30 protein-coding genes are annotated in these 20,819 nt (G+C 67.9%); 9 read left to right on the forward strand and 21 right to left on the reverse strand.

Translation table 11 applies throughout. The annotated features are described in order from the left end of the window. Positions 1-62 precede the first annotated feature (62 nt). The 19 genes from SSO01S_RS11290 to SSO01S_RS11380 all read right to left on the reverse strand — a co-directional run bounded on the left by SSO01S_RS11290 (position 63) and on the right by SSO01S_RS11380 (position 11,437). Positions 63-626, reverse strand: a complete 564-nt coding sequence (locus SSO01S_RS11290; protein ID WP_066798791.1) for a tail tape measure protein — start codon at positions 624-626, stop codon at positions 63-65. Continuing rightward, positions 619-810: a phage tail assembly chaperone gene (locus SSO01S_RS11295; RefSeq protein ID WP_066798792.1), complete on the reverse strand. Its 192-nt coding sequence runs from the start codon at positions 808-810 to the stop codon at positions 619-621. The genes SSO01S_RS11290 and SSO01S_RS11295 overlap by 8 nt, the downstream gene beginning before the upstream one ends. Then, positions 807-1,127, reverse strand: coding sequence for a gene transfer agent family protein (locus tag SSO01S_RS11300; protein WP_066798793.1), 321 nt, complete (start codon positions 1,125-1,127; stop codon positions 807-809). The genes SSO01S_RS11295 and SSO01S_RS11300 overlap by 4 nt, the downstream gene beginning before the upstream one ends. Next, entirely contained in the window at positions 1,124-1,531 is a 408-nt protein-coding gene (locus SSO01S_RS11305) for a phage major tail protein, TP901-1 family (RefSeq protein WP_066798794.1), read from the reverse strand. The genes SSO01S_RS11300 and SSO01S_RS11305 overlap by 4 nt, the downstream gene beginning before the upstream one ends. A gap of 13 nt (positions 1,532-1,544) precedes the next feature. After that, a complete protein-coding gene (locus SSO01S_RS11310; protein ID WP_066798795.1) occupies positions 1,545-1,931 on the reverse strand; it encodes a DUF3168 domain-containing protein in 387 nt (128 codons plus the stop codon). Continuing rightward, positions 1,928-2,113 (reverse strand): hypothetical protein, encoded by a 186-nt coding sequence (locus SSO01S_RS11315; protein WP_083942989.1) that lies wholly within the window; start codon positions 2,111-2,113, stop codon positions 1,928-1,930. The genes SSO01S_RS11310 and SSO01S_RS11315 overlap by 4 nt, the downstream gene beginning before the upstream one ends. Further along, complete coding sequence (locus SSO01S_RS11320) at positions 2,110-2,661, reverse strand: head-tail connector protein (RefSeq protein WP_066798797.1); 552 nt, start codon at positions 2,659-2,661, stop codon at positions 2,110-2,112. Before SSO01S_RS11320 ends, SSO01S_RS11315 begins: the two co-directional genes overlap by 4 nt. Positions 2,662-2,682: 21 nt before the next feature. Next, positions 2,683-3,453: a hypothetical protein gene (locus SSO01S_RS11325; protein ID WP_066798798.1), complete on the reverse strand. Its 771-nt coding sequence runs from the start codon at positions 3,451-3,453 to the stop codon at positions 2,683-2,685. Then, complete coding sequence (locus tag SSO01S_RS11330; RefSeq protein ID WP_066798799.1) at positions 3,453-3,719, reverse strand: spike base protein, RCAP_Rcc01079 family; 267 nt, start codon at positions 3,717-3,719, stop codon at positions 3,453-3,455. Before SSO01S_RS11330 ends, SSO01S_RS11325 begins: the two co-directional genes overlap by 1 nt. A gap of 181 nt (positions 3,720-3,900) precedes the next feature. Then, complete coding sequence (locus SSO01S_RS11335) at positions 3,901-4,959, reverse strand: phage major capsid protein (RefSeq protein WP_066798800.1); 1,059 nt, start codon at positions 4,957-4,959, stop codon at positions 3,901-3,903. Between the two features lie 105 nt (positions 4,960-5,064). Next, positions 5,065-5,562: a hypothetical protein gene (locus SSO01S_RS11340; RefSeq protein ID WP_066798801.1), complete on the reverse strand. Its 498-nt coding sequence runs from the start codon at positions 5,560-5,562 to the stop codon at positions 5,065-5,067. Between the two features lie 57 nt (positions 5,563-5,619). Next, positions 5,620-5,991, reverse strand: a complete 372-nt coding sequence (locus SSO01S_RS11345; protein WP_066798802.1) for an HK97 family phage prohead protease — start codon at positions 5,989-5,991, stop codon at positions 5,620-5,622. Further along, entirely contained in the window at positions 5,988-6,296 is a 309-nt protein-coding gene (locus SSO01S_RS11350; protein WP_066798803.1) for a DUF6127 family protein, read from the reverse strand. The genes SSO01S_RS11345 and SSO01S_RS11350 overlap by 4 nt, the downstream gene beginning before the upstream one ends. Beyond that, positions 6,293-7,411: a phage portal protein gene (locus tag SSO01S_RS11355; protein ID WP_066798804.1), complete on the reverse strand. Its 1,119-nt coding sequence runs from the start codon at positions 7,409-7,411 to the stop codon at positions 6,293-6,295. The genes SSO01S_RS11350 and SSO01S_RS11355 overlap by 4 nt, the downstream gene beginning before the upstream one ends. A gap of 84 nt (positions 7,412-7,495) precedes the next feature. Further along, the gene (locus SSO01S_RS11360; protein WP_066798805.1) at positions 7,496-8,167 is read right to left on the reverse strand and encodes a spermine/spermidine synthase domain-containing protein; all 672 of its coding nucleotides are present in this window, start codon (positions 8,165-8,167) and stop codon (positions 7,496-7,498) included. A gap of 36 nt (positions 8,168-8,203) precedes the next feature. Beyond that, the gene (locus SSO01S_RS11365) at positions 8,204-8,623 is read right to left on the reverse strand and encodes a BLUF domain-containing protein (RefSeq protein ID WP_066798806.1); all 420 of its coding nucleotides are present in this window, start codon (positions 8,621-8,623) and stop codon (positions 8,204-8,206) included. A gap of 32 nt (positions 8,624-8,655) precedes the next feature. Beyond that, the gene (locus SSO01S_RS17790; protein ID WP_066798807.1) at positions 8,656-9,156 is read right to left on the reverse strand and encodes an EF-hand domain-containing protein; all 501 of its coding nucleotides are present in this window, start codon (positions 9,154-9,156) and stop codon (positions 8,656-8,658) included. A gap of 389 nt (positions 9,157-9,545) precedes the next feature. Then, a complete protein-coding gene (locus SSO01S_RS11375; protein WP_066798808.1) occupies positions 9,546-10,865 on the reverse strand; it encodes a DNA-packaging protein in 1,320 nt (439 codons plus the stop codon). Beyond that, positions 10,862-11,437: a hypothetical protein gene (locus SSO01S_RS11380; RefSeq protein WP_169798351.1), complete on the reverse strand. Its 576-nt coding sequence runs from the start codon at positions 11,435-11,437 to the stop codon at positions 10,862-10,864. The genes SSO01S_RS11375 and SSO01S_RS11380 overlap by 4 nt, the downstream gene beginning before the upstream one ends. Before the next feature lie 342 nt (positions 11,438-11,779). Between SSO01S_RS11380 and SSO01S_RS11385 the strand changes: the two genes are divergently transcribed. After that, positions 11,780-12,139 (forward strand): hypothetical protein, encoded by a 360-nt coding sequence (locus tag SSO01S_RS11385; protein WP_066798810.1) that lies wholly within the window; start codon positions 11,780-11,782, stop codon positions 12,137-12,139. Positions 12,140-12,192: 53 nt separating this feature from the next. On the opposite strand, the gene dapF is transcribed toward SSO01S_RS11385, so the two are convergent. Continuing rightward, positions 12,193-13,089, reverse strand: coding sequence for a diaminopimelate epimerase (gene dapF / locus SSO01S_RS11390; protein ID WP_066798811.1), 897 nt, complete (start codon positions 13,087-13,089; stop codon positions 12,193-12,195). Positions 13,090-13,100: 11 nt separating this feature from the next. After that, the gene (locus SSO01S_RS11395; protein ID WP_066798812.1) at positions 13,101-13,799 is read right to left on the reverse strand and encodes a glutathione S-transferase family protein; all 699 of its coding nucleotides are present in this window, start codon (positions 13,797-13,799) and stop codon (positions 13,101-13,103) included. 182 nt (positions 13,800-13,981) lie between these two features. On the opposite strand from SSO01S_RS11395, the gene SSO01S_RS17600 reads away from it, so the two are divergent. The 8 genes from SSO01S_RS17600 (at position 13,982) to SSO01S_RS11430 (ending at position 20,809) form a co-directional block, all read left to right on the forward strand. Continuing rightward, positions 13,982-14,119: a hypothetical protein gene (locus SSO01S_RS17600; protein ID WP_157073753.1), complete on the forward strand. Its 138-nt coding sequence runs from the start codon at positions 13,982-13,984 to the stop codon at positions 14,117-14,119. A 136-nt stretch (positions 14,120-14,255) separates the two neighbouring features. Further along, positions 14,256-14,459 carry a 50S ribosomal protein L35 gene (rpmI, locus tag SSO01S_RS11400; RefSeq protein WP_044334398.1) on the forward strand — a complete coding sequence of 68 codons (204 nt, stop codon included), beginning with the start codon at positions 14,256-14,258 and terminating at the stop codon, positions 14,457-14,459. 14 nt (positions 14,460-14,473) lie between these two features. Continuing rightward, positions 14,474-14,839 (forward strand): 50S ribosomal protein L20, encoded by a 366-nt coding sequence (gene rplT, locus SSO01S_RS11405; RefSeq protein WP_066798813.1) that lies wholly within the window; start codon positions 14,474-14,476, stop codon positions 14,837-14,839. Positions 14,840-14,936: 97 nt separating this feature from the next. Next, positions 14,937-15,560 (forward strand): LysE family translocator, encoded by a 624-nt coding sequence (locus tag SSO01S_RS11410; RefSeq protein ID WP_066798814.1) that lies wholly within the window; start codon positions 14,937-14,939, stop codon positions 15,558-15,560. Between the two features lie 59 nt (positions 15,561-15,619). Further along, complete coding sequence (gene pheS, locus SSO01S_RS11415) at positions 15,620-16,717, forward strand: phenylalanine--tRNA ligase subunit alpha (RefSeq protein WP_066798815.1); 1,098 nt, start codon at positions 15,620-15,622, stop codon at positions 16,715-16,717. Continuing rightward, positions 16,714-19,119 (forward strand): phenylalanine--tRNA ligase subunit beta, encoded by a 2,406-nt coding sequence (gene pheT, locus SSO01S_RS11420; RefSeq protein ID WP_066798816.1) that lies wholly within the window; start codon positions 16,714-16,716, stop codon positions 19,117-19,119. Before pheS ends, pheT begins: the two co-directional genes overlap by 4 nt. 128 nt (positions 19,120-19,247) lie before the next feature. Then, positions 19,248-19,988 (forward strand): SDR family NAD(P)-dependent oxidoreductase, encoded by a 741-nt coding sequence (locus SSO01S_RS11425; protein WP_066798817.1) that lies wholly within the window; start codon positions 19,248-19,250, stop codon positions 19,986-19,988. After that, on the forward strand, positions 19,985-20,809 hold the full coding sequence (locus SSO01S_RS11430) for an aldose 1-epimerase family protein (protein WP_066798818.1): 825 nt from the start codon (positions 19,985-19,987) through the stop codon (positions 20,807-20,809). The genes SSO01S_RS11425 and SSO01S_RS11430 overlap by 4 nt, the downstream gene beginning before the upstream one ends. The last annotated feature ends 10 nt before the right edge of the window (positions 20,810-20,819 follow it).

The raw sequence follows: 20,819 nt of genomic DNA on the forward strand, positions 1-20,819 counted from the left end.
CCCCTTCAGGGGAGGGGCAAGGGGAGGGGATGTTTCACCGAGTCCCCCCTCCCCGCCGAGCATCACTCCACGCCCGCCAGCGCCGCCTTCACCGCCCGAGCCACCTGTCGGCTCGATTGCGCCAGCGCATGCGGGGCATCCTGTCCCCGCGCATTCACGGTGATCGCCACGCGCACCTCGCGCGCGCCGCCGCTCGCGGGCGGCACCACCTGTCCCGCGCTCGCTGGCACGAACAATTCGGGCCCACGCTCGCCCACCCAATAGGGTCGCATCGGGCTCACCGGGCCGCCGGTCGCCCGCCCCGGGGCACCCGCAAGTCCGCCGATCAGCCCCGCCAGCACGCCGCCCAGCCCGCCCGCCTGCCCGGTCATCGCCGCGATGCCGCCACGCATCGATGCCCGGGCGATCTCGTCCATCACGCTCAGCGCCACCTTGGCCAGATCGTCAAAGCCCAATTTGCCGGTGCGCACCGCCCGCAGCAGCGCGCCTTCGATCGCCCGCCCGGCGCGGTGCGCGCCCGCTTCCATCGGCCCCTCCAGCGTGCCGCGCATCTCCGCCACGTCGCGCGCAAAGCCGGCCGTGTCGGCGCGCACCGACACGATCAGCCGCTCGATTTCTTCATCCATCGGGAAATTGCTCCTTGAGCCGCGCCAGCAGCGCGCCATTCACCGGCTCGGCCGCTTCGCCGCCCAGCGCGCTCACCAGCGCGCCCAGCTCCCCCGGCGTCGCCTGCCAGAACTCCTCTGGGCGCCAGCCGAACGCCAGCCCCGCCGCGCCCGCCAGCCGCGCGGCACATTCCGAAAAGGTCACCGCCCCGCCAATATCTGGCCGATCAGCAGCTTCAGCGCCGGCGTGTTCGCCGCCAGCCCGCGCGTCGCCACCACATCGGCAAAGGCCGCGCGGGTCAGCCCCTCGGGCCTGTCGCGCAGGCAATGCCAGAACAACGCCACCATCTCGGAAAGCGTCAGCCGCCCGTCCGCCGCGCGCTCGATCATCGCGAACAGCGGGCCCACTTCCTGCTCCGCCGCCACCAGCGCCTGAAAGCTGGGACGCAGCACCAGCGTCTCGCCGCCCACGCGCAGCTCCGCCTCGCCCCGCGCAGGATTGCCGGATGATGCCGCGCTCATGCGCTCACCACCGCGCCCGAGCTTTCCAGGCTCAGCGTGTACGAACGCTCGCCGTTGAAATCCCCGGCATAATCCAGCCGCGTGACCAGGAACTTGCCCGTCATCGTCTCGCCGCTTTCGAAGCTCAGCCGGTAATCGTCGAGCACGCCCGACAGCGCATTCGCCTTCAACCGCGCCTCCGCCGCCGATCCGGTGAACACCCCCGCACCGGTCACGCTCACCGAACGCACCCCTGCGCCGGACAGCAGTTCGCGCCACCCGCCGCTGTCCTTCGACGTGATCGTCACCGCTTCACCGTTCACGCTCAGCTGCGTGGTCCTGAGCCCCGCCACGGTCGCATAGACCACCGGCGATGCCCCGTTGCCGACCTTCAACAGGAACGCGCTACCCTTTTCCGCCGCCATGTCCTTGTCTCCCTCAAAGCTCGGTGCGCAGCATCCGCACCCGGAATTCCGAAACCGAAGTCCAACCCTCGCCGTCGCGGCTGATCCGCGCGCGCAGGAAGATCAGGCTCGCCACCGCCCAGCCCTCGCCCAGCATGCGCGGCATCGCCTCCACGGCATCCTCCACCGCGCCCGCCAATGCCCGCAGCCGCACCGGGCGCTCGCCCGAATCGAGCACGCGCACTGCGAACCGGCCCTCGCGCCCGGCAAGATCCTTGGTTCCCCAATCGGCCAGCACGGCTTCCTCGATCACCGCAAAGGGCCGCGCAGCGCGCACCGGCGGGCAATCGAACACGCCCGTCACCGGCAGCTCCGCCAGCGCGCCCGCCACGGCCGCCTGCAACAACGCCTGCACGCTCATCGCAGCAGCCCTCCGATCCAGCGCAGCCGTTCGTCGGCGGAAAGCCGCCGACCCTCGATCCGCACATCGCCGCCTTCCACCGAAACCCGCAGGCCCGGTGCCGCCTCGCGCACCGCCGCCGCCACGCGTCCCGCCAGCGCGTCGGCGCGGCGCTCTGCTTGCCGCTCGATCCGCGCGTTCATGCCGCCCGCTCCGGCCCCGCCAGCCTCAGCCTGCGCCAGGGCCGCCACAATGCGCTCACCGCAGCCGGCGGGCTCGCCCCCTCGCGCGCTTCAAACAGATGCGCGATCAGCAGCACCACGCCTTGCGCGATCGGCGCGGGAAGCTCGGCCCATTCCTCGGCCATGCCGGCGCTGAACGTCACCGATATCCGCCCCGCCACGCCCGGCGCGATCGTCCGCACCCAGCCGATTCCCCCGGCATCGACATCCACGGCATAGGCGTCGGATGAAAACGCGATCGTATCGCCATCCGCCGAAAGCCCGGCCACCCCGGTGATCGCGGAAACCCCCGCCACCTCCAATGCCTGCCAGGCGCGGCTCACGGGCATCACGTCGCGCCATTCGCGCAGTATCGTTGCCCGGCCGGTAAAGGCTTCGCATAGCGCCAGTGCGCTCGCCGCATAGCCCTGGATCAGCGCATCCTCGGCATCGCCCGCGATGCGCAGCTGCGCCTTGGCTGCGTCGCGCGCAGCCTCCAGCGCCGCCGCCGGAATAGGCGGAGCATCCATGTCTCTCTCCCAGAATTGAGTTCAGGCCGCGCCGAGCGCCGCCAGATAGGCGCGGAGCGTCCGGTGCAGCGCCGACTGCTCGTCCGCATTCAGCGCCGCGCCGATCGTCGCCGCCGCGATCATCGTGCCGTTATAGGCCGGCGTGCCCGCCGCATTGCGCCCGCAAATATATACCGGGTGCACCCCGCCAAACTCGCTCGACGCCGCAGCCGGCGCATCGGCCAATATGCCGTTATGGTACCGGCTATAGCCGCTCCCCGATGCGCGCGAGATCAGCCACATGCCGCGCCCGTCCAGGCTCGGGCCGGGATCGACTCCCACGCTGGCAGACCGCGTCGCTAGGGTGTCGATCGGGGTTCGCGAGGCGATCGAGAGCGTATCGGTGGCGATCTGCGCGATGCTGTCGCGCGCTTCGCTCAGGCACCACACGCTCAGATGATGGTTATTGGTTAGCGTCATGCCGGCCCCGGGAACGAAGCCGGTATCCAGCAATTGCGTCGCGCCGTCGCCCTGATAGCCGCGATCCGCAGTGAAGGCGGGCATGGCGCCCAGCGCCGCCAGCATATTGCCCGCGCCCTTCCAGTTGAGCAGCCCCGCCTGGGCATGGTGCGCCGCCATCACCCAGCAGCAGTCCATCTTGTCCCAGACGCCGCTCGCCTTCAGCGCGCGCACCGCCGTGTCGATCAGCGATGCCCGCGCCGCGCCGGGCGCTTCGCTCATCCGTCCGATCAGCGCCGCCGCCGCCGGATCGGGCGGTCGCCCGATCCGGTCCATCAGCCCCAGCCCCAGCATCAGTACAGCGCCAGGATGTCGTCAGCGGTCGTGCCCGTCGCACGCACATATTCCGCACGCAGCGGCACGATCGTTCCGCTCGCCACATTCTTCCACACCGCATCGTCTCCGCCGCCCACGCCACGCAGCGTCAGGTCGCCTCCGGTGCCGACGAACAGCGCCTTGGGAATATCGCCCAGCGCGTCCTCGTCATGCGGCGTCACGTGCACCGCACGCGTCGCCGGTGCAGACACATGGTCCGCCGCATTTGCAAATTGATCCGCCATAAATCCTCCCCGGCACGGGGAGGGGGACCGCCGAAGGCGGTGGAGGGGGCGCGCCCCACATCCCTCGCTCGCGGCCCTCCCCCTCCGTCGTACTTCGCATGCCACCTCCCCGCCCCGGGGGAGGATCGAGATCGCTGCGCCTCAGTCCGCACTGAACTTCAGCAGCGTGCCGCCGCCTCCGTCACGTGGCGCTGAACTTGAGCAGCTTGATCGCCTCGGAGTTGCTCACCATCCCGCCCACGCGCTTGGTCGCGTAGAAGTGCACGAACGGCTTGTTGCTGTACGGGTCGCGAAGGATCTGCGTCTCGCCGCGCTCGGCGATCAGATAGCCCGCCTTGAAATTGCCGAACGCGATCGACAGCGCATTGGCCCCGATGTCCGGCATGTCCTCGGCCTCGACCACCGGATAGCCAAGCAAGGTCGCGGGCTGGCCCGCTGCCAGCGAAGGCGACCACAGCAACGCACCGTCGCTCGTCTTGAACTTGCGGATCTTCGCCAGCGTCGCCGAATTCATCACCCAGCTCGCACCCTGGCGATAGGGCGAACGCAGGGTCTGGACCAGGTCGATCAGTTTCTCCTCGGGGTTCGCGGCAAACGCGCCGGCCGCGCCCGTCGGCACATATTGCAGTTGGCCGAACGTCCGCGAGGAATCGCCCAGCGACGACGTGGTCGCCTGAAGAAAGCCCTTGGGCTTGTTCGTCCCGTTGCCGTTCACGAACGCCGATCCCTCGGCCACTGCAAACTCGCGCGCGATCTCGTCCGCCAGCCATTGCTCCACGTCGAACGCGGCGTCGTCGAGCATCGCCTGGCTCGCCGCCGGATTGGCGAAGAGATCGCCCATCGGCGGCGCGACTTCGTGGAACGCGGGCGTCTCGGTCTCGTCGCGCTCCGCCGTCTCGGATGCCCAGCCGCTTTCGAAGCCACCGCTGGTCACCAGCTTGCGATAGCCGCTCGTCCCCACCTGAACGACATTGGCGATTGCGCGGATCGGCGAGATGCTTTTCAACGTCGCGTCCACCAGCTGGTCGATCTCGCGCGGCACGGCATAGCCGCCATCGCCGCCGCTAGTGCCTTCGATCGCCTTCATCTCCAGGCCGCCGCCGCCCGATCGCAGGAACGTCTCGAACGCCGCACTCGCCATCGGGCGTCCGCCCATCAGCATCGGGCGCGCCGCCGGCAGCCCCGATTTCTCCACCGCCTCGAAGCTCGCTTCGAGACTGTCCGCCTTCACTTCGATCATTCACCTTCTCCCGCTCAGAAACGAAAAGGCCCTCCCCGGAAAGCCGGGAAGGGCCATGCAATTCTCAAAACTTCTCGGGCGGGCCGGGCCCGCGCGTCGTCGCGCTTACAGCGCCTCGGGTGCGCTCCCGCGCGAACAGGCCGCGATCGCCTCGGCCAGCACGGTGGTGAAGACATCGTCGTCATCCACCACTTCGCGGCCGATCGCCTCCAGCATCGGCAGCAGCGACGGATCGGCGACATAGGCCGCCGCCTCCAGCGCCATCGAATCCACCGTGTCTCCGTCCAGCAATTCGAGCACCCGGGGCAGCGCCTTTTCCGGCGCGCGCATCGCCACGCCGATCACGGCTTCCAGCGCCGCTTCATGCTCCGGATCGTCCATGCCCGCCACCAGCGCGGCCAGTGCCTCGTCCGTCTCCAGCTCGGATTGGCCCAGGAGCAGCAGCGCCCAGTCGCGATTGGCGGGATCCGCATCCCGCGTCAGCGCGATCAGCTCGGCCGCCCGGGCATCTGCCTCGGCGCTGCCGCTCAGTTCGGGTTCCTCGTCGATCAGCATCTGCAGAAACGGCGAGGGCGGGCGATATTCTTCGATTTCGTCGGTCATGCGTCTGCGTTGCGCCTTCCCTGCGCCGAGCGCAATCCGTCCCGGGCACCGGCGGCTTCAGCGCGCCACCGCATGCACCCTGGCCAGCGGCTGCATCGGGCTCGCGACCAGGCTCACCTCCACCAGGTCGAGCGCCGTGATCTCGCGGTGCCTCCCCCGTGTCGCCGCCAGCACCCGGTATCCGAACGAAAGCCCCCGCACCGTTCCTGCCTCGACCAGCCCGGCAAGCGTCGCATCCGCCACCCGCCCGATCACCCGCAGCCCGCGGCTATCCTCCGCCAGCGCCTCGATCTCGCCCACCGGCTTGCCCGAATGCTGCCAGAGCAGCGGCACCCGGCCCGTCGCGCGGAACGCCCCGCGCCGCACCACATCGCCGCCCCGATCCACCGCGTCGAACACCGCCGCATAGCCGGCAAAGCGCACGCTCATTTCAGCCATCCCGGAAAGCCCAGCTTCACCGCCAGCCCGACCAGCACCAACGCCGCGAGCATCCGCCCGCCCCACGCGAAGGCCGCCTTCAGCGCCGATCGCTTGGCGTCGCGCCACGCGCCCAGCAGCTCGCGCAGTTCCGCCATGTCCTTGCCCGCGCCTGCATCCTCCAGCCCCAGCCGCGCCAGCGCCCGCCTGGCCCCCAGCTCGCCCGCTTCCTCGACGATCGCGCGCAGCGTCACCAGATCGGCGCCTTCCTCCCCGGCCTGCCCGATCAGTTGCGCGAGCACCATGTCCCCGCTCATGCCAGCCCCACCATCGCGCGCTTTTCCTCGGGCGTCAGGAAATCCGCCGCGCTCACCTGCCGCCACAGCCGCTCGCGATCCTCGGCCAGTGCCGTCACCCGATCCACGTCGATCGCCAGGCTCGCCCCGGGAAACCAGGGCAGCAGCGCCTGGCACAGCCCGCCCAGGATATTCTCCGCCAGCGGCAGGATCGCGAGCCGCCAGAGAGCGCGATTGGCCTCGCGGTAATTGGCATAGCCATTGTCGCCCGGCAGCCCCAGCAGCATCGGCGGCACGCCGAACGCCAGCGCAATCTCCCGCGCCGCCGCCGCCTTCAGCCCCACGAAATCCATGTCCGCGGGTGACAGGCTCATCGCCTGCCATTTCAGGCCGCCTTCCAGCAGCATCGGCCGCCCGGCATTGCCCGCGCCGCCAAACCCCGCCTCCATCTCGCGCTTCAGCCGCTCGAACTGCTCACCCGAAAGCGCCGCGCCGTCGCCCGTCTCATAGACCAGAGCCCCGCTCGGGCGCGCCGCATTGTCGAGCAGCGCCTTGTTCCACCGCGACGCCGCGTTGTGGATCGCCACCGCCCCCGCCGCGGCGCTCAGGCACCCCAGCCCATAATGGTCGTCGCTGGGCGAGAAGGCGCGGATATGCGCCACCGCCGCGCGCCCCGTACCGTCTTCGGAGGCCAGCCGCGAGACATGCCTGCCCGTCCGATAGGCATAGGCCACCGGCCAGCCATTGGCGTCGAGCTCGACCGTCACCCGCTCGGGCCGCAGCGCATATAGCTCGCGCACCCGCCCGGCATCGTCGCACAGCAATTCGACATAGGCGTTGCCGTGCAGCAGCAGGTGCGCGGCCACCGTCTCGATCAGCCGCTGTCCGCCCGATCGTGCCTGCACCAGCGCCGCCAGCGCCGGATCGGATGCGGTCAGCGGCGCGCCGCTTACGCCTTCGGAAACCAGCTTCACCGCGCGCTGCGCCACCGGATTGTGGCAATAGGCGTCGCGCACCATCGTTTCATAGCGTTGCGGCCATTCGCCCGCCGCGCCCATCCCCGCGCCACGCGCCATCGCCAGCCGCACGCCCCAAATGCCATTGGCGCGCGCGGACTTTCGTCCGAACCATTTCATCCTGAAATCTCCCGAAAACCCGTTCTGGGGCGACGCGCGCTTTTCCGTCAGGCGGGCGCCGGGGTCAGCGTCGCTGAAACGCCCCTAGCGCTTCGTCCCGAACCAGATCACATGGCGCGGCCCCTTGCCGTTGCTGCGCGCGCGCACCCCCACTTCATCCACCTGATAGCCCGCATCCTTGAAGCGCCGGGCAAAGCGCGGATCGGGCGCGGCAGACCAGACCGCCAATATCCCGCCGGGCCGCAGCGCAGTCCGCGCCTGCGCCAGGCCCCGGTCCGAATAGAGCCCGTCATTGCCCGCGCGGGTCAGCCCGTCCGGGCCGTTATCCACGTCGAGCAATATGCCGTCATAGCCGCCCGGGCTCTCGCGGATCACGCGCCCCACATCGTCGATCACCACATCGACGCGCGGATCGTCCAGCGCCTCGCCGGTCAGCTCCGCCATCGGCCCCGTCGCCCAGTCGATGATCTTGGGCACCAGTTCGGCCACCGTCACCAGCGCGTCCTTCTTCAGCATCGGCAGCGCCGCGCGCAGCGTGAATCCCATGCCATAGCCGCCGATCAGCAGGCGCAGCCCGGCCCGCGCGCCCAGCCGCTCGATCGTCATCACCGCCAATTGTTCTTCCGAACCGCTCATCCGGCTGTTCATCAGCTCGTTGCGCTCGAGCACGATCATATGGTCCGCGCCGCGGCGAAACAGCCGCAGCGGCTCGCCGCCGGGTACCTCTGCGGTGTCGATCAGTTCGCGTGGGGTCATGCCGCGCGCCTTACACGCGCGCCCGCGCCTTGTCCCCTATCGCTCGCCCGTCGCGATCAGATTCAGAAAGCGCTCGCGCACCGGCTCGGATGCATTTTCCAGCAGCCGCCGCATCTGCGCGTCATAGGCGTCGGCCGGCGCGTCGGCACGCCGATGCACCATGGACCATTCGCCGAATTCGCGCGCCGCCACCGCTTCGTCGCGCAGCACCACGATCGCGCTGTGCCGGTGATCGGACAGGATCCGCCCCATCGTCGCGCCGACATGGTCATGCTCGCCTTCCAGCACCTGCAGGAAATGCGTCCCGTCCGACCAGAGCAGCCCGGTGATCCCGTCCGCAGCGTTGTGGCGCTGCGATTCCTCCAATATCTCTTCGATATCGGCCATGTTGCCGGGCAGCGTGCTCGAGCTGATGTACAAAAGCTGCCGCACCGGGGCCTCGCGATCTTGGGGCATGGCGGACAAGCTATGGCGAGTTCCGGCGCGGATCAATTCCCCAGCGCGTTGGCCGGCACCATATCCGGCCCTTCCGGCGCAGGCAGCATCCCCGCCGGGCATCGCCCGATGCTGGCCGCCGCCTCCACGTCCGAGAGCATGCCGTCGCCGTCCAGATCACCGCACACCGCCGATCCGCCCTTCAGCAATTCGCCCAGCGTCAGCCGCCCGTCTCCGTTCGTGTCCTGCGCCATATATCCCGCGATCAGCCAGGCTCGCAGCGTCCCCCAGCTCTTCCCGCTGCGCTGCTCGGGCGGAAAGGCGCGCTCGACCATCCCCGCCACTTCGCCGCGATCGAGCGCACCGTCGCCGTTCAGGTCCTGCGTCGTCAGTACCGCGGCATAGCCCGCGCGCAGCATCTGGTTCGCCCCCAGCCCCGCGCACCCGCTCGTCGCCAGCCCCACCACGGTCAGCAACCCCCCGCCCATCGCCACGCACAACGCCGCCATCCCGTGGCGCATGTCCATGCGCCCCGCCCAAGGCCAATTGACCATCTTCGCTCTCCTATTTGGTTATCCGAATTCCTCCCCCGCAGGGGGAGGGGGACCGCCGCAGGCGGTGGAGGGGGCACGCCCCAGGCGACACGCCATCAACCACGCGCACCCCCGCTCCCCCTCGCCCGCAAGCCACCCAGCCATCAACGCGCTCGTCGCCCGCGCTTCGGTCCACCCATGTTCGTCATCCCCGCGAAAGCGGGGACCCAGAGCCACGCAGGGTGTCGGCTGGTGACCCTGGATCCCCGCTTTCGCGGGGATGACGATTGAACCCACCCGATCACCCCCCATTCCTCCCCCGCAGGGGGAGGGGGACCGCCGCAGGCGGTGGAGGTGGCACGCCCCAGGCGACACGCCATCAACCACGCGAACCCCCGTTATTCGCCCCTTCAAACCAGCCGCAGCATCGGCTTCGCGCGCCTGCGCAGCATCAGCTCGCTCATCGCCCATACCAGCGCATCGGCGCGGTCGGGCGAGCGTCCCGGCCCCTGATAGCCGCCGCCCGTCAGCAAGCCGCAAAGCTCGTCCTCGAGCGCGGGGAAGCGCCCGGCATGATGCACCTTGCCCGCTTCGTACAGCGTCGATACCGGCTCGGCGCGCGCGCTCTTGCCCCGGCTGGCATGCACCAGCCGCACCGGCAGCACCGCGTCCGCCGCCCGCAGCACGCTCTCCACCATCGAACCACCCTGGTTCTTTTCCGCCACCACGCGATCCGCCTTATGCCGCGCCGCGCAGGCCGCCACGGCGCGCGCCCAGCCCTCTGGTGCCAGCCCGCGCACGCTCGCATCCTCGATCACATAGCCCATGCCGTCCGCGCCCAGCCCGGCGGCAACGATCCCGCAGGCATCGCCCCCGGTTCCCGCCGGCGGATCGACGCCCACCACGACGCGCACAAGCTCGGGCGCGGCCTCCACGCGCTGCCGCTCGATCAGCGCGCGCGACCACAAGGCGCCCTCCAGCTCCTCGATCAGCTCGCCGTCCAGCTCCTGCCGCCCGGTCAGCGTGCCGCCATATTCGGCGATCATCGCCTCGACGAAGCTGGCGGGCAGATGCGGGTTGTCTTTGGTCCTGCCCAGCGTCTGCACGCTGCTCGGCAGCGCCATCACCCGGCGCATCAGCGCGGTCGGGCGCGGCGTGGTGGTGATCACGATCTGCGGCTGGTCGCCCCGCCGCATCGTCATCACCAGATTGTCCCACACCGTCTCGCCGTTGCGCCATTTGCCCAGTTCGTCGCACCATGCCGCGTGATGCTCGGGCCCGCGCAGCCGCTCGGGCGCTTCGGCCGAATAGACGGTGGCGATCGCGCCATTGGGCCATCGCACTTCGCCCGCGCTCCTGCTCCAGCGCGGGCGCTCGTCGGATCGGGCTACCTCCACCACGCCGCTCGGCCCCTCGATCATCACCTGGCGCACATCATCGGCATTGGCGCCCACCAGCGCGATCCGCGCCTCGTGTACGGTGCGCGCCACTTCGCACACCCATTCGGCGCCCGCCCGCGTCTTGCCGAATCCGCGCCCGGCGCGAATCAGCCACACGCGCCATTCGCCGGGCGGCATCAATTGTCCCGAATGCGCCCAGGCATCCCAGCGCCCGATAAACTCGCGGCGCTGCGCGGCGGTCATCGCGCGCACCGCCCCCAGTCGTTCGTCCACCGGGAGCGCCAGCAGTCGCTGGATCAGCGCATCGGCTGCCGCCTGCGCGCTGCTCATGGTTCCTGCCCCTTCTCTTGCCCCTCGCCCTGGCCTTGGCCCTGCGGGTCCTCGCGTGCAGCTTCGCCGTCCGCGCTCGCCGCCTCCGCCTTTTCGCGGGCCAGCCGCCCCTCGATCTGCGCCAGCTTCTTCATCAGCACCGCGTCGGTCTCGTCGCGCGGCGCGAACTGCGGCTTCGGGCCGCCGCGCCGCGGCTTGCCCTCGGCATGGCGATGCGCCGACAATAGCCGCATGGCGAGGTCGACCGTCACCGGCCCGGCGCGCGTCTCCACCCCGCAATTGAGCACATCGCCGGTGTCGCCGGACAGCGCATGGCCGACCAGCAGCGTCTCCAGCATCTCATAGCCGAGCGCCAGCGCCTCGCCCCAATCGTCGGCGAACTTCGCGTCGCGCCGCCGCAGCGCATAGACCGATACCGGGTCCACCCCGATGAACTCGGCCGATGCCCTGACGTTGCAGGTGGCCGCCAGGTGATCGAGGAAGCTCGCGCGCATCTTCGCGGTCCACCGCACCCATTTGCGCCCCGTAAACGCGCCATAGCCCTCGGCAATCACTGCCCGGTGCGTCCCCATCATCCTCTCCCGTGAAAGCAACAGGGGCCGGTCAGCCCGCAGACCGGCCCCCGGACGCCGCAAACGCGAAAAGGGCCGGCGCACCCATCGGTGTTCCAGCCCGTTCAAGAAGCCCAAGGGCCCCGACTCGCAATTCTGCAGCGTGCCTATCTAGTGCCAGATTAGCGTCACGTTGTCAAGACAAAAGTACCATATAGGTTATCTTGTTCCGTCGGCTGCCGAGGCGGCAGGGCAGGATGGGGGCGCGCAATCATAAGGAAAATCGCGTCGCGATTCGCCGAAGATATGTCACTATCGAGAGGGGGAAGGCCCTTTCCGGGCCTGTCGAAAATGGGGGTAATCATGAAGTCACTGTTCGCCGCGTCGGCATTGCTGTTCGCGACCATGGCCGCGCCTGCGCTCGCCAGCGACGAGACGCTGCACGTCACCAATCGCACCGGCTACACCATCTCCGAAATCTATATCGCGCCCAGCAGCACCACTGACTGGGAAGAGGATATCATGGGCGGCGACGAGCTGGAGCCCAACACCTCGGTCGATATCGACTTCAGCCGTTCGGAAGATACCTGCAAATGGGATCTGAAGGCGGTGTATGACGATGGCACCAGCGCGGTCTGGTACAATATCGATCTGTGCAAGATCTCGTCGATCACGATGTTCTATAACGCGAACACCAACGTGACGAGCGCCAAGTACGAATGATCCGGATGGCGGGTCCGGCTCCGGCCGGGCCCGTCGCCACGCGCCTCGCCGGGTCAGGCCAGCACGGCGTCCCACGCGGCGATCTCGTCATCGCGGCGGCGCGTGATGGTCAGGTCGGTGCCGTCGGCGTTGATCTCGCCGTCATATTCGAACGTGGCGTTGCCGGTGATGGTCACGTCCGCGCCCTGTTCGGGCGATGCGGCGCTGCCCAGCACCAGCCCGCCTTTGTTGAAGATGCGGATTTCGCGGCCCCAGGGCACGGCTCGGGCGAGGCCGGCGGCGAATACCGACGCCGCCATCGCGCTGCCGCAGGCGTTGGTCAGGCCCACGCCGCGCTCGAAGGTGCGCACGTACAGGTCGTCGCCGCGCTTTTCCACGAACGAGACGTTGGCGCGTTCGGGCAATAGCGGCGGGGCGGCTTCGCACCACGTGCCCAGCGCGACCAGCTCGTCCTCGTCCACCGCGTCGACAAAGGTGATCAGGTGCGGGTTGGGCATGGATACGGGGATGAAGTCGCGGTTGCTGGGCAGGCCGCTCAGCGGTCCGGTGGCGGCGATGCCCATGGTCGCACGCGCCTGGGTGCGCACGCTATATACGCCGGGCGCGATGTCGGGCGCGCGCGATACCTGCGCGGTGCTCGCCTTCAGCGCCACCTCCGCCGCCTCGATCCCCAGCGCCTCAAACCCCGCCCGCGCCACGCACCGCAGCCCATTCAGACAAGTCTCCGCCTCCGACCCGTCCGAATTGAACATCCGCATCCCAAACCCACAATTTCTTCTCCTATCACATTGATATAACAGAAGAATACCGTCCCCCCCAATCGAGCCGCCGCGATCCGAAAGTATACGCGCGATCGCCGCCCATTCCGGGTCGGGAAGACGGAGTCGGCGTGCGTCGACCAGCGGGAAATCATTCCCGGAGCCATGGCATTTGGTAAAGGCTATCCGCATCGCCGCGGCATCTAGCTCTTCTTGCCTCCGTTTCCAACGCGTGGTGCGTCCTGAGCTGGCACCGGACCGCCCATTGCCGAAATTAGCTCCTGATCCTTCTGGAGCGCGCCAGCGAAACTGGGCCGAGCGAGGATCGTCGCTGCCCAGGCGGTCAGTCTCGGATGACGCTCCGGGCAACTCTCGACACCAATGCATCCCAGCGTCGCCATCGGGCTGGCGATAGCAATGTCCGCGAGGGTGATACGGTCCTCGACCAGGAAGCCGCTCACCGGGATCACCCCTTCCAGATAATCGAAGATTGGGGGGAGGAGGTCGCGTTGGGCGGTTTCGGCGGCGACGGGGTCGGCTTCCACTTTCAGGACGCGGGGACGGATGAAGCGGTTGACGAAGATTGCACCGCCCGCCGCCATCATCAGCGTGTCTGCCAACTCTTCATACCAGATTGTACGAGCGCGGGCACGCGGCTCTGCGGGAATCAGATTCGGCTCGGGGAATTTGGCTTCGAGATAGGTGATGATCGCCGATGAATCGGAGATCAGAAAGTCATCGTCCTTGAAACCCGGCATCTTGCGGAACGGGCTCGCCGCCTCGAAATCGGGCCCGCCGCGCCCCATACCGGCAGGCTGCAGCTCCAGGCTCAGCCCCTTCTCCGCGCCAAATGCCATGACCTTGCGCACATAAGGCGACAGCGTCGATCCAAAGACAATCATTTCGGCCTCTCCCAGCTATCCGCGCAATCTGGAACAGGCGCCGCGCCAAGTCGAATCGCGGCTAGAAAACCCGCAGGAGCCTCCTGCGCAGCTTCCTGCGCTCCCTCGCTCACGTGCCAGAGTCGCTAAGCCCGTGTTTACGTTTCAAGGCGCATATGGATTGACCGATCCAGGAGAGTTGCATGAAGCCGCTTCCTCTGCCGCACCAGGCCCCGATTACCGCATATTCCGACGCGCCCGCGCTCAATCGCACCGGCGTCGCCATCGTGCTGGGTGGATCGATGCTGTTCTGGGGGCTGGTCGCCGTCTTCATGATCTGACGGCCCCGCCGTCTCCGGTTGCATCGCGGCGCGACTCTCGCTATGCGCCCCGCTTTCCTCGAGCACATCAGGAACACGCCCGGCCATCAAGGGCTGCCGCGGCTGTTCGCGCGCTCGAGCTGTTAAGGAGACCAAAATGCCCAAGCTCAAGACGAAGAGCGGCGTGAAGAAGCGCTTCAAGTTCACCGCCACTGGCAAGGTGAAGCACGGAGTTGCCGGCAAGCGCCACCGCCTGATCTCGCACAACGCGAAGTATATCCGCCAGAATCGCGGCACCTCGGTGCTCGCCGATGCCGATGTTGCCCACGTGCGCCAGTGGGCGCCGTACGGCCTGAAGTAAGGAGGGCCTGACACATGGCACGAGTGAAGCGTGGCACGACCACCAAGGCGAAGCACAAGCGGATTCTGGAACAGGCGAAGGGCTATTATGGCCGTCGCAAGAACACCATCCGCATCGCGCGCCAGGCCGTCGAAAAGGCCGGCCAGTACGCCTATCGCGACCGCAAGGTTAAGAAGCGCACGTTCCGCGGTCTGTGGATCCAGCGCATCAACGCCGGCGTTCGCGCCGAAGGCCTGACCTATTCGCAGTTCATGCATGGCCTGAAGCTGGCCGGCATCGAACTCGACCGGAAGGTGCTGGCCGACATCGCAATGCACGAAGGTGAAGCGTTTACCGCCATCGTCGCGCAGGCGAAGGCGGCTCTGCCCCAGGCCGCCTAAAGCGACCTGTTGCAGAACATGAATTGGGGCGCCGGTGGCAACACCGGCGCCCTTTTCATTTGACCCGGCCAAACGTCCGGGGATTGGAAGGCAGATTATGGCGCTCCACACCTGGTGGCTCTATGTCACCGCCGTGTTCCTGATCTCGGCAACGCCGGGACCCAATATGCTTCATGTGACGGTGCAGAGCATCCATCACGGCGCACGCCGCGCGCTCGCTTCGATGGCCGGGCTGATGAGCGCCAATTTCCTGTGCCTGGTCGCGTCCGCCGCCGGGCTCGGCGCGCTGCTAAAGGCATCGCCTGCGCTCTATGACATGCTGCGCTATGCGGGCGTCGCCTATCTGATCTGGCTGGGCATCAAGGCGTGGCGTGCGCCGGTGCGCGAGGGCGAGCAGGAGCTGAGCGGCAAGCCCGCACGATCGCTTGGCGCGCTCTATCTGATCGGGCTGGGCACCGGCCTGTCCAACCCCAAGCTGATCATCTTCGCCGCCGCATTGTTCCCGCAATTCATCGATGTCTCGCGCCCATTCTGGGTGCAGGTTGCGATCCTCACCGCGACCTTTGCGGTGATCGAGGGCTTCTGGTTCGGCATGTATGCGGTAGGCGGCCGGGGCATGGCGCGCTGGCTGGCGCCCGCCAATCGCCAGCGCTGGTTCAACCGCGCGACGGGCGGCTTGTTCGTCGCCTTTGGCGCTGCGCTGCTCGGCAGCAGAGTTTAGAAGGCTTGACCTGAGGCCGGGACTGCGGTTCGGCCACAGAAAATGAAGAACGGAAAGCGATGACCACCGATCTCGACCAACTTCGCACGGATCTGCTCGGCTCGATTGAAGCCGCCACCGCACTCGACGCCATCGAAGCCGTGCGCGTTTCCACGCTCGGCAAGCAGGGCAGCGTCACCGGCCTGCTCAAGACCTTGGGCGGCATGAGCCCCGAAGAACGCCAGCAGACCGGCCCGCGCATCCATGCGCTCCGCGAAGCCGTCAGCGAAGCCCTCGGCGCGCGCAAGGCGAGCCTTGAGGCGGAAGCGCTCAACGCCAAGCTCGCCAGCGAAACGCTCGACATGACCCTGCCGGTCGATGGCGTGCCCGCGGGCAGCGTCCACCCGGTCAGCCAGGTGATGGACGAACTGGCCGAGATCTTCGCCGATCTGGGCTTCGCGGTCGCCACCGGCCCCGAGATCGAGGACGATTGGCACAATTTCAGCGCACTCAACATTCCGGAGACCCATCCGGCGCGCGCGATGCACGACACCTTCTATCTGGCGGGCGACCACGCCACGCCGATGGTGCTGCGCACCCACACCTCGCCGGTGCAGATCCGCGCGATGAAGGCGGCGGGCGGCAACAAGCCGGTGCGCATCATCGCCCCCGGCCGCACCTATCGTTCGGATTCCGACGCGACCCACACCCCGATGTTCCATCAGGTCGAAGGGCTGGTGATCGACAAGGGTATCACCCTTGGCCATCTGAAGTGGACGCTGGAGACCTTCCTCAAGGCCTTCTTCGAGCGCGACGATATCGTGCTGCGCCTGCGCCCGTCCTATTTCCCCTTCACCGAGCCTTCGGCAGAGGTCGATATCGGCTTCACCGTCATCAACGGTAAGCGCGTCATCGGCGGCGATCCGACCAAGGGCGAAGGCGGCTGGATGGAAGTGCTGGGCAGCGGCATGGTCCATAGCAAGGTGATCGAGGCCGGCGGCTTCGATCCCAACGAATGGCAGGGCTTTGCCTTTGGCTGCGGGATCGATCGTCTCGCGATGCTCAAATATGGAATGGATGACTTGCGCGCTTTCTTCGACGGCGATCTGCGCTGGCTCAAGCATTATGGCTTCTCGGCGCTCGACGTACCCACGCTGAGCGGGGGAGTCGGCGCATGAAGTTCACGCTTAGCTGGCTCCACGAGCATCTCGACACCGAAGCATCGCTCGATGCGATCCTCGAAGCGCTGACCCGCGTCGGCCTTGAGGTCGAAGGCGTCGAAAATCCCGGCGAGAAGCTCAACGGCTTCCGCGTCGCCAAGGTGCTGACCGCGGAACCTCACCCGCAGGCCGACAAGCTGCAGGTGCTCACCGTCGATACCGGCGCCGAAGTGCTGCAGGTGGTTTGCGGCGCGCCCAATGCGCGCGCGGGCCTGGTCGGCGTGCTCGGCACCCCCGGCGCGGTCGTCCCCGCCAACGGCATGCAGCTCAAGGTTGCAGCGGTGCGCGGCGTCGAATCGAACGGCATGATGTGCTCGACGCGCGAACTCGAGCTGGGCGAAGACCATGAGGGTATCATCGAGCTTCCCGCCGATGCGCCGGTTGGTACCGCTTTCTCGGAATATGCCGGTCTCAACGATCCGGTTATCGACGTGTCGATCACGCCGAACCGGCAGGACTGCATGGGCGTGCGCGGCATCGCGCGCGATCTCGCCGCAGCAGGCCTCGGCACGCTCAAGCCTTTGGACGTCACGCCGGTAGCAGGCGAGGGCGCAGGCCCCGATGTGCGCACCGACGATGCAGAAGGCTGCCCGGCATTCTTCGGCCAGTCGGTCTCGGGCGTGACGAACGGCGAAGCGCCCGAATGGATGCGCAACCGCCTGACCGCGATCGGCCAGAAGCCGATCTCGGCTTTGGTCGACATCACCAATTATGTGATGATCGATCTTGGCCGTCCGCTGCACGTCTATGACCGCGCCAAGCTTTCGGGCGGCCTCGTCGCGCGCAAGGCGAAGGATGGCGAAGAGGTGCTGGCCCTCAACGGCAAGACCTACGCGCTCACCTCGACCATGACCGTGATCGCCGACGATGCGGCAGTGCACGACATTGGCGGCATCATGGGCGGCGAGCATTCGGGCTGTTCCGAAACGACGACCGACGTGCTCATCGAATGCGCCTATTTCGATCCCGAGCATATCGCCCGCACCGGCCAGAAATTGCTGCTGACCAGCGACGCACGCACCCGTTTCGAGCGCGGCGTCGATCCGGCTTTCCTGGAGGATGGTCTTGCGATCGCGACCCGTCTCGTCACGCAGATTTGCGGTGGCAAGGCCAGCGGTATCACCCGTTCGGGCGCAGCGCCCACCGATCGCCGGATCATCGGCTATGATCCGAACCTTGCGGAAACGCTGGGCGGTCTCGCCGTGCCTGTCTCGCGGCAGGAGGAAATCCTCGAATCGCTCGGCTTCACCGTCGAGCCGCTCGACAATAATGGCGATCCCTGCGATCTCGACGCCGTCGATGCGCTGCGCGTCACCGTGCCAAGCTGGCGCGGCGACGTGGAGGGCGCGCCCGATCTGGTCGAGGAAGTGATCCGCATCGAGGGCATCGACAATGTCCCCTCGACGCCGCTGCCCCGCGTCCCCGGCGTCGCCCGCCCGACCGCGACCGCCGAGCAGAAGCTCGAGCGCAAGGTGCGCCGCACCGCCGCCGCGCGCGGCCTGCACGAAGCGGTCACCTGGAGCTTCATTTCCGAATCCGAAGCCGCGCCCTTCGGTGGCGGCGCCTGGACGCTGGCCAACCCGATCAGCGAGGACATGAAGGTGATGCGCCCGTCGCTGCTGCCGGGCCTGCTCGCCGCTGCGGAACGCAACCTCAAGCGAGGCGCATCGTCCGTCCGCCTGTTCGAACTCGGCCGCCGCTATCTGGCGGACAAGGAGCGGCTGACCCTCGGCATCGTCCTCGCCGGTTCGCGCTCCCCGCGTGGTTGGCAGGCCGGCAAGGCGCAGGGCTTCGACGCTTTCGATGCCAAGGCCGAAGCACTCGCTTTGCTCGAAGCCGCCGGCGCCCCCGTCGCGAACCTTCAGGTGATGGGTGAGGCGGGTGACGTCTATCATCCCGGTCAGTCGGCCACGCTCCGCCTCGGCCCCAAGAATGTCGTCGCCGCCTTCGGCAAGGTCCACCCGAGCGTCCTCAAGGCGTTCGATCTCGACGGCGATGTCGTCGCGCTCGAGCTCTATCTCGATGCCCTCCCGGCCAGGAAGGCCAGCGGCTTCATGCGCGTGCCCTATACGCCCCCGGCGCTCCAGGCCGTGACCCGCGACTTCGCCTTCCTCGTCGGCAACGACGTGGCGGCGGGCGATCTCGTCCGCGCGGTAAAGGGCGCGGACAAGGCGCTGATCGTCGATGCCCGCCTGTTCGACGTCTTCACCGGCCAGGGCGTGCCCGAAGGCCAGAAGTCGCTCGCGATCGAAGTGACGCTCCAGCCGGGTGAAAAGAGCTTCACCGACGCGGACTTGAAGGCCCTCGCCGACAAGGTCGTCGCCGCCGCCGCCAAGCAGGGCGCAACCCTGCGCGGCTAGGCCCCGGCACCCCGGCCTTGTGTCGGGGTCCCCCGGGCGGCAAGAAATACGCATTAGCGCCGCGCGCAGGTGCTCGCGGCTCAGTGGATCCCGGCACAAGGCCGGGATGACGGATCGGAGTTTGGACGATGCCCACCGCACTCATCACCGGCGCAACCTCGGGGATCGGCGAGGCCGCGGCGCGCGCGTTCGTGGATGCGGGCTGGCACGTCATCGGCACCGGCCGCCGCGCCGAGCGACTGGAGGCGCTCAAGGCCGAACTGGGCGATCGCTTCCACGCCGCGGTGTTCGATGTGCGCGACGAGGCCGCCCGCGATGCCGCGCTCGATGCGCTGCCTGCTACGTTTCGCGGCATCGATCTGCTGATCAACAATGCCGGGCTCGCGCTGGGTCTTGAGCCCGCGCAAAAGGCGTCGCTTTCCAACTGGAAGACGATGATCGACACCAATGTCACCGCTTTGGCTTCGATCACCCACAAGCTTCTGCCGATGCTGGTCGAGCGCAAGGGCGCGATCATCAATCTGTCGTCGGTGGCGGCGACCTATCCCTATCCGGGCGGCAATGTGTATGCGGCGACCAAGGCGTTCGTCCGCCAGCTCAGCCTCGATCTGCGCGCCGACCTCCACGGCACGGGCGTGCGCGTCACCTCGATCGAGCCGGGCATGGCGGAGACCGAGTTCACGCTGGTGCGCACCGGCAGCCAGGAGACATCGGACAAGCTGTATGGCGGCATGAATCCGATGACCGCCGAGGATATCGCCGAGACCCTGCTCTGGGTCGCGACGCTGCCGCCGCATCTCAACATCAACACGCTCGAGCTGATGCCGGTCAACCAGAGCTGGCAGGCATTCGCCGTTCACCGCGAATGATCGAGATTTCCAGCGGCGCGCTGTCCGCGAGCATCGATCCGCTCGGGGCCGAACTTTCCTCTCTGCGCACTGCCGACGGCGCAGAGCTGATGACCGACGCCGATCCCGCTTTCTGGGCCGGCCGCGCGCCCCTGCTCTTCCCGATCGTCGGCGCGCTGAACGGCGGCGTCTATCGGCTCGATGGCCGCGAATATCCCCTTCCCCAGCACGGCTTCGCCCGGCGGCAGCCCTTCGCCTGCGTCGATCACACCCCGGACCGCGCCGTCTTCCGCCTTACCGACAATGAAGAGACCCGCGCGGTCTATCCCTTCGCCTTTGCGCTCGACGCGGCATTCACGCTGAGAGGCCCGACACTCACGATGGACGTGACCGTCACCAACAGAGGCGCTGGCGACATGCCGGCCAGCTTCGGCTTCCACCCGGCCTTTGCCTGGGAAGGCGGCGGCAGCGTGGAATTCGAGAAGCCCGAACCCTCGCCGCTCGCAGGCCTGGGCACAAACGGCCTGATCGGTCCCGACGCCCCTAGCCCGCTCGATGGCCGGACGCTCCCGCTCAGTCATGCGCTGTTCGAAAGCGGCGCGCTGATCTGGCCGCGCGTCGAGAGCCGATCAGTGCGCTTCGGCGATCTCGACATCGGCTTCGACTGCCCGATGCTCGGCATCTGGACCAAGCCCGGCGCGCGCTTCGTCTGCATCGAGCCGTGGCACGGCATCGCCGACCCAGAGGGGTTCGAGGGCGAGATCTGGGACAAGCCGGGCATGATGCGCTTCGCGCCCGGCGCGGCGAGGACCTTCAGCATGCAGGTGACGCTAAGCGATTGAGTCGCTAGAG

The organism is Sphingomonas soli NBRC 100801 (assembly GCF_001591025.1).
Taxonomy (GTDB): domain Bacteria; phylum Pseudomonadota; class Alphaproteobacteria; order Sphingomonadales; family Sphingomonadaceae; genus Sphingomonas; species Sphingomonas soli.

Bases quoted from the DNA above. Each gene is read 5' to 3' on its own strand.
- SSO01S_RS11300 (WP_066798793.1), bottom strand. From the start codon at position 1,127: ATGAGCGCGGCATCATCCGGCAATCCTGCGCGGGGCGAGGCGGAGCTG.
- SSO01S_RS11360 (WP_066798805.1), bottom strand. From the start codon at position 8,167: ATGACCCCACGCGAACTGATCGACACCGCAGAGGTACCCGGCGGCGAG.
- SSO01S_RS11330 (WP_066798799.1), bottom strand. From the start codon at position 3,719: ATGGCGGATCAATTTGCAAATGCGGCGGACCATGTGTCTGCACCGGCG.
- SSO01S_RS17600 (WP_157073753.1), top strand. From the start codon at position 13,982: ATGAAGCCGCTTCCTCTGCCGCACCAGGCCCCGATTACCGCATATTCC.
- SSO01S_RS11375 (WP_066798808.1), bottom strand. From the start codon at position 10,865: ATGAGCAGCGCGCAGGCGGCAGCCGATGCGCTGATCCAGCGACTGCTG.
- SSO01S_RS11310 (WP_066798795.1), bottom strand. From the start codon at position 1,931: ATGAGCGTGCAGGCGTTGTTGCAGGCGGCCGTGGCGGGCGCGCTGGCG.
- SSO01S_RS11305 (WP_066798794.1), bottom strand. From the start codon at position 1,531: ATGGCGGCGGAAAAGGGTAGCGCGTTCCTGTTGAAGGTCGGCAACGGG.
- SSO01S_RS11355 (WP_066798804.1), bottom strand. From the start codon at position 7,411: ATGAAATGGTTCGGACGAAAGTCCGCGCGCGCCAATGGCATTTGGGGC.
- SSO01S_RS11315 (WP_083942989.1), bottom strand. From the start codon at position 2,113: ATGAACGCGCGGATCGAGCGGCAAGCAGAGCGCCGCGCCGACGCGCTG.
- SSO01S_RS11410 (WP_066798814.1), top strand. From the start codon at position 14,937: ATGGCGCTCCACACCTGGTGGCTCTATGTCACCGCCGTGTTCCTGATC.
- SSO01S_RS11430 (WP_066798818.1), top strand. From the start codon at position 19,985: ATGATCGAGATTTCCAGCGGCGCGCTGTCCGCGAGCATCGATCCGCTC.
- SSO01S_RS11350 (WP_066798803.1), bottom strand. From the start codon at position 6,296: ATGAGCGGGGACATGGTGCTCGCGCAACTGATCGGGCAGGCCGGGGAG.
- SSO01S_RS11395 (WP_066798812.1), bottom strand. From the start codon at position 13,799: ATGATTGTCTTTGGATCGACGCTGTCGCCTTATGTGCGCAAGGTCATG.
- rpmI (WP_044334398.1), top strand. From the start codon at position 14,256: ATGCCCAAGCTCAAGACGAAGAGCGGCGTGAAGAAGCGCTTCAAGTTC.
- SSO01S_RS11385 (WP_066798810.1), top strand. From the start codon at position 11,780: ATGAAGTCACTGTTCGCCGCGTCGGCATTGCTGTTCGCGACCATGGCC.
- dapF (WP_066798811.1), bottom strand. From the start codon at position 13,089: ATGCGGATAGCCTTTACCAAATGCCATGGCTCCGGGAATGATTTCCCG.
- pheS (WP_066798815.1), top strand. From the start codon at position 15,620: ATGACCACCGATCTCGACCAACTTCGCACGGATCTGCTCGGCTCGATT.
- SSO01S_RS11320 (WP_066798797.1), bottom strand. From the start codon at position 2,661: ATGGATGCTCCGCCTATTCCGGCGGCGGCGCTGGAGGCTGCGCGCGAC.
- SSO01S_RS17790 (WP_066798807.1), bottom strand. From the start codon at position 9,156: ATGGTCAATTGGCCTTGGGCGGGGCGCATGGACATGCGCCACGGGATG.
- SSO01S_RS11325 (WP_066798798.1), bottom strand. From the start codon at position 3,453: ATGCTGGGGCTGGGGCTGATGGACCGGATCGGGCGACCGCCCGATCCG.
- SSO01S_RS11365 (WP_066798806.1), bottom strand. From the start codon at position 8,623: ATGCCCCAAGATCGCGAGGCCCCGGTGCGGCAGCTTTTGTACATCAGC.
- SSO01S_RS11340 (WP_066798801.1), bottom strand. From the start codon at position 5,562: ATGACCGACGAAATCGAAGAATATCGCCCGCCCTCGCCGTTTCTGCAG.
- SSO01S_RS11290 (WP_066798791.1), bottom strand. From the start codon at position 626: ATGGATGAAGAAATCGAGCGGCTGATCGTGTCGGTGCGCGCCGACACG.
- rplT (WP_066798813.1), top strand. From the start codon at position 14,474: ATGGCACGAGTGAAGCGTGGCACGACCACCAAGGCGAAGCACAAGCGG.
- SSO01S_RS11425 (WP_066798817.1), top strand. From the start codon at position 19,248: ATGCCCACCGCACTCATCACCGGCGCAACCTCGGGGATCGGCGAGGCC.
- pheT (WP_066798816.1), top strand. From the start codon at position 16,714: ATGAAGTTCACGCTTAGCTGGCTCCACGAGCATCTCGACACCGAAGCA.
- SSO01S_RS11335 (WP_066798800.1), bottom strand. From the start codon at position 4,959: ATGATCGAAGTGAAGGCGGACAGTCTCGAAGCGAGCTTCGAGGCGGTG.
- SSO01S_RS11345 (WP_066798802.1), bottom strand. From the start codon at position 5,991: ATGAGCGTGCGCTTTGCCGGCTATGCGGCGGTGTTCGACGCGGTGGAT.
- SSO01S_RS11380 (WP_169798351.1), bottom strand. From the start codon at position 11,437: ATGGGGACGCACCGGGCAGTGATTGCCGAGGGCTATGGCGCGTTTACG.